8 protein-coding genes and 1 riboswitch are annotated in these 14,026 nt (G+C 71.7%); of the genes, 3 read left to right on the top strand and 5 right to left on the bottom strand.

Features of this window, described 5'->3' with window-relative positions; genetic code table 11:
- Positions 1 to 151 precede the first annotated feature (151 nt).
- Positions 152 to 2,092 (top strand): serine protease, encoded by a 1,941-nt coding sequence (locus ACIRPH_RS19915; protein WP_402916401.1) that lies wholly within the window; start codon positions 152 to 154, stop codon positions 2,090 to 2,092.
- Between the two features lie 286 nt (positions 2,093 to 2,378).
- Positions 2,379 to 6,257, top strand: a complete 3,879-nt coding sequence (gene fxsT, locus ACIRPH_RS19910; protein WP_402916399.1) for an FxSxx-COOH system tetratricopeptide repeat protein — start codon at positions 2,379 to 2,381, stop codon at positions 6,255 to 6,257.
- 54 nt (positions 6,258 to 6,311) lie between these two features.
- Here fxsT and ACIRPH_RS19905 read toward each other — a convergent pair whose 3' ends face one another.
- Positions 6,312 to 6,527, bottom strand: a complete 216-nt coding sequence (locus ACIRPH_RS19905) for a DUF397 domain-containing protein (protein ID WP_402916397.1) — start codon at positions 6,525 to 6,527, stop codon at positions 6,312 to 6,314.
- A 143-nt stretch (positions 6,528 to 6,670) separates the two neighbouring features.
- Between ACIRPH_RS19905 and ACIRPH_RS19900 the strand changes: the two genes are divergently transcribed.
- Positions 6,671 to 6,991 (top strand): CU044_2847 family protein, encoded by a 321-nt coding sequence (locus ACIRPH_RS19900; RefSeq protein ID WP_402916895.1) that lies wholly within the window; start codon positions 6,671 to 6,673, stop codon positions 6,989 to 6,991.
- 162 nt (positions 6,992 to 7,153) lie between these two features.
- Here the strand turns inward: ACIRPH_RS19900 and ACIRPH_RS19895 are convergent, their stop codons facing one another.
- From ACIRPH_RS19895 to ACIRPH_RS19880, 4 genes are all read right to left on the bottom strand, one after another.
- Positions 7,154 to 8,236 carry a ribonucleotide-diphosphate reductase subunit beta gene (locus ACIRPH_RS19895; RefSeq protein ID WP_402916395.1) on the bottom strand — a complete coding sequence of 361 codons (1,083 nt, stop codon included), beginning with the start codon at positions 8,234 to 8,236 and terminating at the stop codon, positions 7,154 to 7,156.
- A gap of 135 nt (positions 8,237 to 8,371) precedes the next feature.
- Entirely contained in the window at positions 8,372 to 10,909 is a 2,538-nt protein-coding gene (locus ACIRPH_RS19890) for a ribonucleoside-diphosphate reductase subunit alpha (protein WP_402916393.1), read from the bottom strand.
- A 156-nt stretch (positions 10,910 to 11,065) separates the two neighbouring features.
- A riboswitch (cobalamin riboswitch) is annotated at positions 11,066 to 11,257 on the bottom strand.
- 473 nt (positions 11,258 to 11,730) lie between these two features.
- Complete coding sequence (locus ACIRPH_RS19885) at positions 11,731 to 12,303, bottom strand: hypothetical protein (RefSeq protein ID WP_402916391.1); 573 nt, start codon at positions 12,301 to 12,303, stop codon at positions 11,731 to 11,733.
- 27 nt (positions 12,304 to 12,330) lie between these two features.
- Entirely contained in the window at positions 12,331 to 14,007 is a 1,677-nt protein-coding gene (locus tag ACIRPH_RS19880) for an NYN domain-containing protein (protein ID WP_402916389.1), read from the bottom strand.
- Between the last annotated feature and the right edge of the window lie 19 nt (positions 14,008 to 14,026).

Below are 14,026 nucleotides of genomic sequence, written 5' to 3'. Positions count from 1 at the left end.
CCCTGCTCGCGGGACGCGTCCCCGCGGGCGGGCGTCCGCGTGTCCGGCCCGCCGGCGGGGGCCGGCCCCGGGCCTCCGCCCCCTGGTTCACAGTCGCCCCTCGGGGGAACTGTTCCGGGCACAACGGAATTCGAGAGAGGTCCCCCCGACAGTGGACACCCCCCTTTCCTCCCGCGGCCTCCAGCCGAACGAACCGGCCTGGCAGATGCGGGTGCTCTACGAGGACGTGGCCGTGGGCGGCGCAGTCCTGCTGTCCCCCGGCCTGCTGGTGACGTGCGCGCACGTCGTCAACACGGCGCTCGGCCGCGACGGGGACCCGGCGGACCACCCGGGAGCGGGCGCCACGGTGCGCCTGCGCTCGTTCGACGGGCGGGTGTGGGAGGCGGAGGTCGCGACCGACCTGTGGGCGGCGGGGCCGCAGAGCCGCGACCTGGCCCTGCTGCGCCTGACCGGCCCGGGGCTGCCGGACACCGACTTCCCGGTGCTCAGCGGCTGCGGGGACCTGGAGCCGGGGCAGGCCCTGTACACGACGGGCTACCCGGCGGGCATGCGGTCGCTCCAGGCCTCGGTGACCTACCACGGCAGGGGCGGGCCCAACGGCGTCACGCACCAGGTGGAGACGTCTCCCTCGCGGGCGTCCCGGATCACCGGCGGGTTCAGCGGGTGCGCCGTCCGGACGGAGACCGGTGAGCTGGTGGGGCTCGTGCAGATGAACCACCACTACGAGTGGGGAGACCCCGACGAGCCCTCGGGGATCGCCTTCATCCTGCCCGTGGAGGAGATCGCGGGGGAGCGGGCCGGGGGCGAGACCGTCTCGGCCCAGCGCCTCGCGGACGAGTCGCTGTGCGGGAGGCGGACCTACGACCGCCTGCACGACCTGCTGGACTCGATCCCCCTGGCGGCGGTCCCGCCGGAGAGGCTGCTGGAACCCCGGGAGATGCGCCGGGTCAGGCAGCAGGGGGCCGCCACCACCGCCTGGCGGGTCCTCACCGCGCTGTGGGACCTGGTGCCGGGGGCGGGGAGACCGCCGTTACGGGTGGCCTGGGTCCACCACGTCTACCGGGAGGTCTCCCCTCACAGGCCGGTCCCGCCGATGGTCTGGCAGTGGATCCGGGACGAGGCCTCCGTCCTGGGCCGGGAGTGGTCGGAGGCCCTGGCCGCCGACCGGGGCGAGCGCCTGCGCGAGCCCGAGGAGCCCTCCCCCGCGGAGCGACCCGTCCCCGAGCCCGCCCCCGACGAGCCCGACACGATGGTGTTCTTCGACCTGGAGCCGGTGACCGGCGGCTTCAAGCTCTCGCACGGCTTCGCACGGCGGGGCGAGGCGGACGGCCGGCCGCTGCACCAGGACACGAGGCTGGTCAGCGAGCCGGAGATCTGCGACGAGATCGGCGACCTCATGAGCGACGTGGTCATGCGCAGGCTGGTCACCCCGAACGAGGAGTCCCTGCGGCTGCGCGTCTTCCTCCCGAGGAACCTGCTGTACCTGCGCCTGGGACAGGCCACCGGCACCAGCGAGGTGCAGTTCCCCTCCCGGCTGGCGTCGAGGTACGAGATCGTCTACCACATACGCGAGCGGCACGTGGACCCGAGCTATCTGGGGACCCCGCCCGGCCGGTGGCTCCTGCGCTCGGAGAAGCAGCGGGAGGAGGCCCTGGTCGGGGACCGCAACGTCCTCCTCACGTGGGAGAAGAAGGTGAGCGAGGTCGCGGACGCCCTGTCGAGGTCGCACCTCACCGTCTGCGCCGTGGACTCCGAGACCGACGACGCCGAACACGTCTACGACTCCGCGGTGAACATGGGGGTCCCCACCATCGTCAAGGGCCCCAAGAAGGCCGTGTTCGACTTCGTGAACGAGCTGCTCGAACGCGAGCCCCGGTCCCGGGTGCGGATCACCGCCCTCCCCCGGCTCCTCCGCGACAAGTCGCAGGACTCCCCCGACTTCCGCGACGTCTCCCTGTTCCAGGACGACTACGGGGACGTGCTCGCGCGGGCCGTCCTCGACGGGGGCTCCACGGTCCCCCGGACGGGAGGGGGCGGGACGGGAGCGGTGCCCGCCCCCCGGGCGGCGGCCTCCCGCGACATGCCGGAATGACCGTCCCGGGGAGAGCTGCCGTGCCGTGCATTCCACTCCAACCCTTATGCCACTGCCGTTCGGCCGAAATCATCTGGAAGAGGAAGCCGCGCCGATCCGTGAACCCTCCCGAACACGCACATCGAGGGTTCGTTCCGCTTTCCCGGACGATCGGGACGCGCCGCACGGCACCGCCCCCGACGACGGCGTGGCAGAATCGGAGGAAGGACATTTCCAGGAGGAGTTCAGAAGAGGGGCCCGCCGACCCCTCCTTTGAAGTTCCCCACAAGGGGAAAAAGACGACATAATGGACGATTTGTCCCACAGGTACCAGAACGCACTCAGCACTCTGACAGGTGGCTCGTCCCGCCCGGTCGTTCTCGTCGACTCGTCCCCCCTCATGGAGCTGCACCGCGACGGCGTGGACGCGCTGGTCGAGGGCGCCGGGCGGGCCGGGTGCGCGGTCGTCCGCTTCCACCCGGGCAACCCCACGCACACCAGGGACGAACACGAGCCGCCGTGGCCCCTGGAATCCCACCTCCCCCCGGACGCCGCGGTCGCCGTCGTCGTCACCGACACCCAGGACCGCGGGTGGCGCGGCCCGAGACTGCGCTCCTGGGCCGCCTCGCTCGCCTCCCGCATGCCGACCGTCCTCCTCCACCTCCTGGACCGCTCCGTCTGGTCCGGGGGGCCGCTCGCGCCCGGGCCGATGCGCATGACCGGCCCGTCCCCCGTCCCGCCCTCCTCCTGGGAGTTCACGGGGACGGCGGCCGGCGCCGGGGACGGCGGTCCCCCCGCGAACGCCGCCGTGCTCCCCGTCCTGGAGTTCGGCCCGGACGCCCTCGCCGCGTGGAGCGAGGTCGTGAGCGGCGGGGCCGACGCCTGGGAGGCGGACGCGGCCGTGCTCCCCGCCGACGGCGCCCGGCCCCCGGGCTCCGCCCCCTGGGACCCCGATCCCGTGTCGCGCTTCCTCTCCCACGCCTCGCGCGGAGCACGCGACCTCGCGGTGCGGCTGGCCCAGGCCCCGGTCAACCTCAGGGTGGCCGAGCTGATCCAGAGCAACATCCCGCACGCGCCCCGCGACCCGCGCGCGGCCGTCACCGAGATCGCCGAGGTGTTCGGCAGCGAGCTGATGGACCCGACCGTCCCCCTGGGGGACCTGGACGACCCCGCCGCCGCGGCCCTGGAGTTCCTTCCGGGGGTCCGCAGGGACCTCCTGGGCGGGTTCGGCGACCTCAGCGTGATGCGGTCGGTGTTCTACTCCCTCGGGATCGAGTTCAAGGACGCGGCCAGGCTCTACCAGTGGCTGTCCCGGATCGAGACCGGCGCCCCCCAGGACCCCCCGCTCGACGGCGAGGAGGACCTGGCCCGCGCCGTGCTGCCCGCGCTCTCCGAGATGCCGGGCGAGTACCGGAGGTTCGCGGACCAGCTCCGCGCCGCCCTGGGGGAGGGACCCGCCCGCGAGGCCGCTCCGACGGGAGTCCCGGCCGCCCACCGCGCGCCCCCGGACGGGGCGCGCTCCCCCGGCGGACCCGCCCCACGGCACGAGGACGCGCACCGCCCGCAGACCACCGCCCCCCGAGAGGAACCGAGCCCGACCGTGACCGACCCCCACACCCCCGCGACGGAGTCCGCCGGCTCGGAGCCCCTGGCCCTGGGCAGTTCGAGGCTGCGGCGTTCGCGGCAGAAGCCGCTCGCCAAGCTCCGCGGCGTCCCGCCGCACAACCTGAACTTCACCGGGCGGGAGAAGATCCTCGAACACGTCCACGACCTGTTGGAGGACTCCGTCGGCGGGGTCTACCTGCTGGCGGGCGGCGGCGGCATCGGCAAGACCCAGATCGCCACCGAGTACGTGCACCGGCACCGGGACGAGTACGACCTGATCTGGTGGTTCGCCGCCAACAGCGCCTCGGACGTCCAGCAGTCCTACCTGCGCCTGGCCCGGTACCTGGGCATCGGCGACGACACCGGGAACCTGGAGCAGGTCGCCCAGCAGGTACGGGAGGTCCTGGAGGGCGACCCCGGGGTGGGGCGCTGGCTCCTCGTCTTCGACGACGTCTCCGAGCTCGACCAGCTGGGGGAGGTGCTCCCCTCCAACGGCCCCGGGGACGTCATCATCACCTCCCGCGACCAGAGCTGGATCCCCAGCGGGCGCAGCGAGGGCTCGATCGTCCCCAGCCTGAGCGCGCGGGAGAGCGTCGCCCTGCTCCGCAAGGTCTGCCCCCACGGCCTGGACGACGACGCGACGGCCCTGCGCATCGCCGAGCGGCTGGAGCACCTCCCCCTCGCGCTCGCGCAGGTCGGCGCCTACCTGCGCGACTCCCTGATGAGCGTGGAGGAGTTCCTCCACCTGCTCCAGGACAAGTTCGACGAACTCGTCACCCACGTGGAGCCGGAGGACCTGTACCCCCTGCCCCTGGCGGCGGCCTGGAACATGCAGCTCGACGACCTCCGGCGCGGCACGGGGCCCGACCGCGCCCTCAAGCGGATGGTCCGGGAGTTCGTCCAGCTCTGCTCGTTCTTCGCCCCGCGCTCCCTCTCGCGCACCCTGTTCCACCGCGCCCGCGGCCTGAGCCCCAACCCGGACCTGTCGCAGATCCTCGGCAACGAGATGGTCCTGACGAGGGTCCTGCGCTACGTGAGCAGGCACAGCCTCGCCGAGTTCGACCGGACCAACCACACGTTCCAGCTGCACGTCACCTTCCAGACCGTCGTGCAGAGCACCCTCGGCGACGAGGAGCGGGTGCGCTACCGCGACCTGGCCCACCGGCTGCTGGCGCAGAGCGACCCCCTCGGCCCCGAGCTCCCGCAGAACTGGCCCGAGTACCAGCTGCTGTACACCCACGTGGACGCCTCCGAGGCGTGGCGCAGCCACGACCCGCAGGTCCGCGGCCTGGTGGGCAACGTGATCGTCTACCTGGTGGAGACCGGGAACGGCGACGCCGCGCTCGCCCTGGCGGACCGGGCCATCGAGGCCTGGTACGACGACACCGCGCAGAGGTTCCAGATCCAGCTGCTGCGCACCAGGATCCTCCGGATCCGCGGCGACAACGAGATCGCCCTCGCCGAGGCGGAGCGGATGTACGCGGAGCAGGCCCAGCTGGAGGGCCCGGAGAGCGAGGAGGCCCTGGAGGCCCACCGGGCGCGGGCCATCGCGCTCAGCAACCTCGGGCACTACGCCAGGGCCCTGTCCATGTTCGAGGACATCCACCGGACGAGGACCATGCTCTTCGCCGAGGACGACGAGAACACCCTGGTCATCGCCCACGACATCGGCGGCTGCCTGCGCCGCCTCGGCCGCTTCCGGCAGGCCCTGGAGCTGGACCGGCGCACCCTGGAACAGCGCAAGTACGTGTTCGGGCCGGACGGCATCCCGACGCTGCGGACGCGGCTGTCGATCGGCCTCGGCCTCATGGCCCTCGGGTACCTGGAGGAGGCCCGGGAGACCCTGGTGGACTGCCGGAGGCGCTTCGAGGTCACCGAGGCCAACGCCAGCACCCACACCTCGGAGATCCCGGTCTTCCTCTCCGTCATCCACCGCCGGCTCGGCGACCACGCCCTGGCGCTGGAGCTGACCGAGCAGGCGCGCGAGGTCAACGTCGCGCGCTACGGGCCGCACGCCCCGCCCACGCTGCACCTCAACAGCATCCACATGGTGAACCTGGCCTTCGCCAACCGCCTGGAGGAGGCCCGCCGGCTGGTCGAGGACCTCCTGGCCCACATGGACGACAGGTTCCCCTCCCGCCACCTCTTCCCCTGGGCTTCCAGGGCCAACGCGGCGATCGTGTTCCGCGTGCTGGGCGAGTACGAGCGGGCGTACGAGCTGGACCGCGCCGCCATGGCGGCGATCCGCGAGCGCTTCCCCGACGCGGACGTCACCCTCACCGCCGTCGAGGTCAACCTGGGCAACGACCTGTTCGCCCTGGGGAGGCTCAAGGAGGCCCGCGCCCAGGACGCCGCGAGCGTGGAGCTGTGCCGGGAGACCCTCGGGGAGCACCACGTCTTCCTGACCACGGCCCGGCGCAACCTGCTGATCAGCCGGCGGGCGCTGGGCGAGGACGTCGGGGAGGAGTGGGAGGCCCTGCGCGAGCACTACACCTCGCGGTTCGGGCCCGAGCACCGCTTCGTGTCCACGATGGCGTCCTTCACCCGGCTGGACACCGACATCTTCCCCGTCCGGGACTGAGGGAGGGGCGGTCCCGGCACACGTCCGGGGCCGCGGGGGGACGCAGGGGGCCGATCAGCGCACGGACGAGACCAGTGACAGCCACTCGCGGGACCGGAACCGCAGGACGTCCCCGCCGGGGTGGTGGGAGTCGCGCAGGCACACGCGGCCCGGCTCCGCGAGGGAGGCCTCGCAGCAGTCGCTGCCGGACGCAGACCTCGACGACTTGCGCCATCCGGTGCCGTCGCGTCCGTCCCGCCAGGTGGCGCTTGCGCCGTTTCGCCCGGTCATAACTGGTACGTCCCACCGTTTCCTCCGCGCGGACGGCAGCGGAATATCATCGTTGCCGGACATCTCCCCCTATTTTACTTTCTGTAGACATCAAGAGGAATGGCAAGCCCCTTCGGAGAATGCGTGAGGCCAATGTGAACAAAGTGATCGACTTCGTCACCGACGACGGCACCGTGATCAGCATCGAGTCCGCCCCCGTCCGCAAAGAGGGGGCCGCCCCCGTCTCACGGGCCCCGGGAAAGGCCACCGGGGACAAGAGGCTCGACTCCGTGCTGCTCCGCATCAGGAAGGTCGCCGAGGCCGTGTCGGCGCAACTGGAGGAGCTCTCCTCCTCCTCGCTGGCGCCCTCGGAGACGGAGGTCGAATTCGGTGTGACCGTGAGCGCCGAGGCGGACGTCGTGGTGGTCAAGGGGACCGGCGAGGCCACCTTCAACGTCCGGATGACCTGGACCGCCAAGGGCTGAGGGCCGTGCCCCGGCGCCTCCGACGGGGACCGGGGCGGGACACCCCCGCACACGGAAGCGGCCCGGATCGCGCGCCTCGATCCGGGCCGCCCCCGGGGAGGCCGTGTCCGCCCCCCGGGAGGAGAGCCCCGCCCGGCCCGCCTCACGCGGGCCGGGGCGCCCTCAGTCCCAGTCCAGGCCGCCGCCGGTCTGGTACTCGATGACGCGGGTCTCGAAGAAGTTCTTCTCCTTCTGGAGGTCCATCATCTCGCTCATCCACGGGAACGGGTTCTCCGTCTCGCCGAAGATGGGGGCCAGGCCGATCTGCTCGGCGCGGCGGTCGGTGATGAAGTGCATGTACTTCTCGCACAGCTCCGAGTTGAGGCCGAGCACGCCGCGCGGCATGGTCTCGCGGCCGTACGCCACCTCCAGCTCGCACGCCTCCGCCAGCATCTGCCGGACCTCGCCCTGGAACTCCTCGCTCCACAGGTGCGGGTTCTCGATCTTGATCTGGTTGATCACGTCGATGCCGAAGTTCAGGTGGATCGACTCGTCGCGCAGGATGTACTGGTACTGCTCCGCGATGCCGATCATCTTGTTGCGGCGGCCCAGCGACAGGATCTGCGCGAAGCCGGTGTAGAACCACATGCCCTCGAAGATCACGTAGAACGCCACCAGGTCGCGCAGGAACGCCTGGTCGGCCTCCGGCGTGCCGGTGCGGAACTCCGGGTTCTCCAGGTTCTGGGTGTACTTGAGCGCCCAGGCGTCCTTCGCCGTGATCGACGGGACCTCCCGGTACATGTTGAAGAGCTCGCCCTCGTCCAGGCCCAGGCTCTCGCAGATGTACTGGAAGGTGTGGGTGTGCACCGCCTCCTCGAAGGCCTGGCGCAGCAGGTACTGGCGGCACTCCGGGTTGGTGAGCTGGCGGTACACGGCCAGGACGATGTTGTTGGCCACCAGCGACTCGGCGGTCGCGAAGAAGCCGAGGTTGCGCTTGAGCATCAGGCGCTCGTCCTCGGTCAGCCCGTCCTTGGACTTCCATAGCGCGATGTCGGCCTGCATGGCGACCTCGGTGGGCATCCAGTGGTTGTTGCAGCCCGCGAGGTACTTCTCCCACGCCCACGTGTACTTGAGCGGGAGCAGCTGGTTGACGTCGGCGCGGGCGTTGATCATCGCCTTGTCGTCGACGTTGACGCGCGCGGCGTCGCGTTCGATCTCACCCAGGCCGCTGGTGGCGCTGGCGTTGTTCTCGGAGACTGCGGTCATGCTGGGGTTCTTCCGTTCTCCGGTCGGGCCGGAAAGTCGTTGTCGGGAGCGGGGCGCGGCGCCGCCGCGGGCACGGCCCGGCGGGGTGGCCGGACCGGCCCGGGGCCGCCTGCGGGCGGCCCCGGGCCTCACGCCCTACTGGCAGGCCTCGCACTCGGGGTCGTCGATGGAGCAGGCCTGGCCGTCGACGATCTCGAACTCGTCCTCGACCTCGGTGTTCACGGCCGCGGGAGCCGCGACCGGCTCGGGGACGGGGGCGGGGGCGGGCGCCGGGGCGCCCGGGGTCGCGGCGACCGAGTTGAGGCGGCCGTCGGTGCCCTTGAGCGTGCTCTTCTCCACGTGCGTGGCGCTCTGCGAGCGCAGGTAGTAGGTGGTCTTGAGACCGGAGCGCCACGCGCGGCGGTAGAGGGTGTCGAGCTTCCTGCCGCTCGGGGCCGCCATGTACAGGTTCAGGGACTGGGCCTGGTCGATCCACTTCTGGCGGCGCGATCCCGCGTCCACCAGCCACTCGGGGTCGATCTCGAACGCGGTCGCGTACAGGGCCTTGAGGTCGTCCGGGACGCGGTCGATGGCGCCGAGGCTGCCGTCGTGCATCTTCAGCGCCGAGACCATGTCGTCGTCCCACAGGCCGCGCGCCTTGAGGTCCCGGATCAGGTACGGGTTGACGACGGTGAAGTCGCCGGACATGTTCGACTTGACGTACAGGTTCCGGTAGAGCGGCTCGATCGACTGGCCGACGCCGGTGATGTTGGCGATGGTCGCGGTGGGCGCGATCGCCATGACGTTGGAGTTGCGCATCCCGGTGGACCGCACGCGCTCGCGCAGCGAGTCCCAGTCGAGGGTCTCGCCCCGGTCCATGTCCAGGTCGCCGCCGCGGGAGTCGGCGAGGAGCCGCAGCGAGTCGATCGGCAGGACGCCCCGGCTCCACAGCGAGCCCTCGAAGGACTCGTAGGAGCCGCGCTCGGAGGCCAGCTCCATGGACGCCTCGATGGCGTAGTAGCTGATCAGCTCCATGCTCTCGTCGGCGAACGTCACCGCGCCCTCGGAGGCGAACGGGGTGCGCAGCTTGAACAGGGCGTCCTGGAAGCCCATCAGGCCGAGGCCCACCGGACGGTGGCGCATGTTCGCGCGGCGCGCCTCGGGGATCGTGTAGAAGTTCACGTCGATGACGTTGTCGAGCATGCGCACGGCGGTGCGGACGGTGCGGCGCAGGCGCTCGGCGTCCAGGCCGTCGGGGCCCACGTGCTGGGCCAGGTTGACCGAGCCCAGGTTGCAGACGGCGACCTCGTCGGCGCTGGTGTTCAGCGTGATCTCGGTGCACAGGTTGGAGGAGTGCACGACGCCGACGTGCTGCTGCGGCGAGCGCAGGTTGGACGGGTCCTTGAAGGTGATCCAGGGGTGCCCGGTCTCGAACAGCATGGTCAGCATGCGCCGCCAGAGGTCGACCGCGGGGATCTTCTTGGCGACCTTGATCCGGCCCTCCTCGGCGGCGGCCTCGTACTTCTCGTAGGCCTCGGCGAAGTCGGTGCCGTACTTGTCGTGCAGGTCGGGGACCTCGTCCGGCGAGAACAGGGTCCAGCTGCCGCCCTGCTCCACACGCTGCATGAACAGGTCCGGAACCCAGTTCGCGGTGTTCATGTCGTGGGTGCGGCGGCGGTCGTCGCCGGTGTTCTTGCGGAGGTCGAGGAACTCCTCGATGTCGATGTGCCAGGTCTCCAGGTAGGCGCACACGGCGCCCTTGCGCTTGCCGCCCTGGTTGACCGCGACGGCGGTGTCGTTGGCGATCTTCAGGAACGGGACGACGCCCTGGCTCTTGCCGTTGGTGCCGCGGATGTGCGAGCCGAGGCCGCGCACCGGGGTCCAGTCGTTGCCGAGCCCGCCCGAGTACTTGGACAGCATCGCGTTGTTGCTGATGCCGTGGAAGATGGCCTGGAGGTCGTCGCCGACGGTGGTGAGGAAGCAGGAGGACAGCTGCGCGCGCACCGTGCCGGCGTTGAACAGGGTGGGCGTGGAGGCCATGAAGTCGAACGAGGACAGCAGCTCGTAGAACTCGATGGCGCGGGCCTCGCGGTCGTCCTCCTTGAGGGCCAGCCCCATGGCGACGCGCATGAAGAACGCCTGCGGCAGCTCGTAGCGGACCTCGTCGCTGTGCAGGAAGTAGCGGTCGTAGAGGGTCTGGATGCCGAGGAAGGTGAACTGCTCGTCGCGCTCGGGCCGCAGGGCGGCGCCCAGGCGCTCCAGGTCGAAACCGGCGAGTGCCGGGTCGAGCTGCCCCAGGTCGATGCCGCGGCCGACGTAGGCGGCCAGGTAGGCGGCGTAGCGCTCGCCCATCTCGGACTGCCCGGCGGCGTCGGGGGCGCCGCTGATGAAGGTGAGGGCCTCACGGCGCAGCTTGTCCAGCAGCAGGCGGGCGGCCACGAACGAGTAGTCCGGGTCGACCTCCACGAAGCTGCGGGCGGCCATGACCAGGGCGAGCTCGACCTCGGAGTCGGGGATGCCGGGGTAGAAGCCGCGGCGGGCCTCGGTGAGGACCTTCTCCGCCGAAACACCGGTGAGCCTCGCACAGGCCTCGGTCACGACGTGCTCGATCCGGTCGACGGCGGCGGGGGGCGCGCCCTCGTTGGTCGGCTCGGGCCGAACGGATACGGGCACGGCCTCGACGTCAAGGGTCATACAGCGGCTCCAACCTCGGTAGAAGAGTCCCGGCGGGGAGGGGACACGATGGGCAAGGTGCGCGGCACGCACCGGGGGACCGACGCACCGGGTGCGTGCGGTCGTCCGACCGGTGGGTCGCGGCGGCTCACCCTCGAAGCCCCGTCGTCGGCGCACGCTCACGTGCGCACCGGTGGCAGGTCTTCGGGCTCGTGGGCGGCCTACGCACCGTCGCTTCCCGGGGCCTTCGGGGGTCCCCAGTGCCTGTGACGGCTTCGTTCCCACTTACCGCTGCGGGGCAGCCCCGGCTTCGCACCGGGTTCCCTCTTGCCTCACCCCGAGGGGTGAACCACCAGCGGGACAGATACTACATCTAGGGGGCCCTGCGTTGGAACACCGCAAGATGATGGCGTGTCATCGATTTCTCGGATTCTTCGACGATCGTCGAACACACGCGTGGGCCGTGGTATGAGGGGGCCTCGGACACCCGGTTCAGGGGGATGTCGCTCCTCGTCGGGGCAGCTGGGAGGCGACCGGACACAGCCTAGATCGTCGCCGGGGCTCCCCGGGACCGGGACCGCCTCCGAAGGGGCGGACGAACGCCCGGAACACCGCTTCCGGGGCGGTTCGGACGGCGCCCGGCGAACCGGCGCCGCTGACCACACGGCCGTACCCGTTCCGTTCCGGGCCGGGCCCGGAGCGGTCGGGCGGAGATCGGCGCCCCCGCCGTCCCGGGCGTGTCGGCGGCACGCCCGCACGTCGGAAAGCTCACTCCGCCGGGGTCCGGCGGGAGCGTCCCGGCCCGGAAGGCCGCGCGGGGCGCCGGCGTCCTGCGGCCGTGGTCACTCCTCGTCGAGTCTGCGGTCCAGCCGGTCCTCGGACAGCCCCAGGTCGGTGCGGATGCGGAACCGGATGCGCAGGAGCTCCACCAGGAGGTCGCGGACGTAGGGCGAGGAGGCCCGGTCGAGGAACCGGTGCGCGCCGGCCGTCGCCCACCGCTCGGCGCCCTCCAGGTCGTCGTGCGCGTACAGTGCCTCCGCGACGTGGATGAAGGTCTGGAGACCGGGCGGGTCCTCGCCCTCCAGGCGTTTGAGGTGGGCGTAGGCCTGGTCGACCTCGTCCAGTTGCAGGAGTGCCCCGGCGCTGAGCGCACGGGCGTCGATCACCGTGGCCCCGCCGTCGTCGATCGCCCGCTGGTAGGCCGAGCAGGCGCGCTCGAACTCCTGGGCGATCTCCCACTGCTCCCCCGCGCGCACGAACAGCTCCGCGCGCGAGACCTCGCTCCCCGAGTCGACCCGGTTGGCCAGGTCCAGGAGTTGGGCTGCGACCCGTCCGTGCTCACCGGACCGGACAGCGTGGAATTCCCAACGGTCGAGTTCCGCCGTCGTCACGCGGGTCAACCGCATCGCCCCCATCCCCTACTCGCACTCCCGCGCGCCCTGTCAGGACCTGGCCCGCTCCAGGGCCTGCCAGAACCCCTGGCGCAGTCCGTCACGGACCTCGTCACGCAACAGGTGGTCGATCGGCAGCGAGGAGCCCTGGAGCAGGCGCGCCTCCAGGTCGGAGGGCATCCTGGGCCTGCGGGCGAGTACGGCCTCCACCCACAGGGCGGGCGCCTCGCGAGCGATCGACTCCGCGAAGTCGTTCCCTTCCTTGTGCGCGACATGCACCGCTTCGTCAACGGTATGCGCGGCGGGACGTGTCTGCTGGGGATATCCAGGACTGGGACGGGATTCCTGGTAGCCGCCGGCGCTGAACCGGCTGGCGGGTTCGGGACCAGTAGGTGGCGGCCCCCCGTAGGGGGAGGCTGCCCCACCGCGGTGAGCGGTGTCAGTTTCCGTACTGGTCCCATAGGTAGGGTTTGCGTCGGCCGCTCCCCCGAATCCGGAGCCGTCCCCGCCCCCGTAGCGCGGATCCTGTCGTGGGTCCTGCCGTGGGTCCTGGGGTGGGGCGTTTCTCGGAGGTGGCGCGTGGCCGGATTGGCCGTCCGGTGCGAACGAGCGCTGCGGCCCCGTCCCCGCGGCGAAGGACTGCTGGGGTCCCGTGCCGTTGAAGGAGGGCTGCGCTCCGGTCATCGACCCCGCCCCGGAGGCCGGCCTCCCGGGCATGCCGTAGCCGCTCGGCTCCGCGCCGCGCATCGACGGGTGCCCGTCGGTGACGGGGTAGCCCTGCTGCCCGTTGTGGGAGGGGTGGCCCCCGGTCACCGCGTGGCCGGGGTAGGAGCCGCCGCCGCCCGTGCCGGGCGGGGTCTGCCCGCCGGACGGGAATCCGTTGGCGTCGATGCCGCCCGGCTGCTGGCCGCCGTCGCCCCCCGGGCCGACGAGGTGGTCGCCGCCGCGCTGCTGCGCGAGGGACCTCCGCATGGCGCGCAGCTGGTCCATGGCGCTGCCCTGGGGGACGGGCTGGCCCCCGGTGCCCGCGAACATCGCCTCCAGGCCGCCGCTGGAGGACCCCACGGGGTCGACCCGGGCGCCGCCGGGCTGGGCCGCGACGGGCTGCCGCGGCGTCTCGGGCGCGGAACGGGACCGGCCGTTGGCGAACGGCGTCGTGGTCTTGGCCGCGGTCTCCTGGGAGGAGCCGCTGCTGGAGAGGAGGTTGACGTGCGGGCGCAGGTGGCCCGCCCCGATCTCGATGAGGTCGTCGCACTCCCGGCGCAGGGCCCGGGAGATGGTCCAGTTGCCCTCGACGGACACATGCACGACGGTGACGCGCACGCCCATGTCCTGGACGTCGGCGACGACGGACGCCATGTCCTCGTCACCGCTGACCAGGACGGCGTCGCACAGGACGCCGGTGCGCGCCAGCGTGGTGATGTCGCGCTGGACATAGCTCTCCACGCCCTCGCGGCGACCTGGCCGTATCCTCGCGGCACGGAACTTGATGCCGGGGATGTCGGCGATGCCGTCCTGTTCCTGGGAGCGCCGGTCGTCGGCGACGGCCTCGTACCAGTAGCAACGCAGCAGCGGAAGACCGGTGCGGTCCCGCGCGACCTCGTTGAGGAACTGGACGAGTCCGGAGTAGTCCCAGGAGACGGAGTCCCGGTTGCGGGTTCCGTGCACGGCCATCGCGCCGTCCGCGAGAAGGTATCCCGCGTCAACGAACAACGCGCAGCGGTCCACGTGACACCGCCCCCTTCCC

The organism is Nocardiopsis sp. NPDC101807, from assembly GCF_044766605.1.
Taxonomy (GTDB): domain Bacteria; phylum Actinomycetota; class Actinomycetes; order Streptosporangiales; family Streptosporangiaceae; genus Nocardiopsis; species Nocardiopsis tropica.
This window is presented reverse-complemented; position numbering and strand designations above follow the sequence as displayed.

Bases quoted from the DNA above. Each gene is read 5' to 3' on its own strand.
- fxsT (WP_402916399.1), top strand. From the start codon at position 2,379: ATGGACGATTTGTCCCACAGGTACCAGAACGCACTCAGCACTCTGACA.
- ACIRPH_RS19905 (WP_402916397.1), bottom strand. From the start codon at position 6,527: ATGACCGGGCGAAACGGCGCAAGCGCCACCTGGCGGGACGGACGCGAC.
- ACIRPH_RS19895 (WP_402916395.1), bottom strand. From the start codon at position 8,236: ATGACCGCAGTCTCCGAGAACAACGCCAGCGCCACCAGCGGCCTGGGT.
- ACIRPH_RS19890 (WP_402916393.1), bottom strand. From the start codon at position 10,909: ATGACCCTTGACGTCGAGGCCGTGCCCGTATCCGTTCGGCCCGAGCCG.
- ACIRPH_RS19885 (WP_402916391.1), bottom strand. From the start codon at position 12,303: ATGGGGGCGATGCGGTTGACCCGCGTGACGACGGCGGAACTCGACCGT.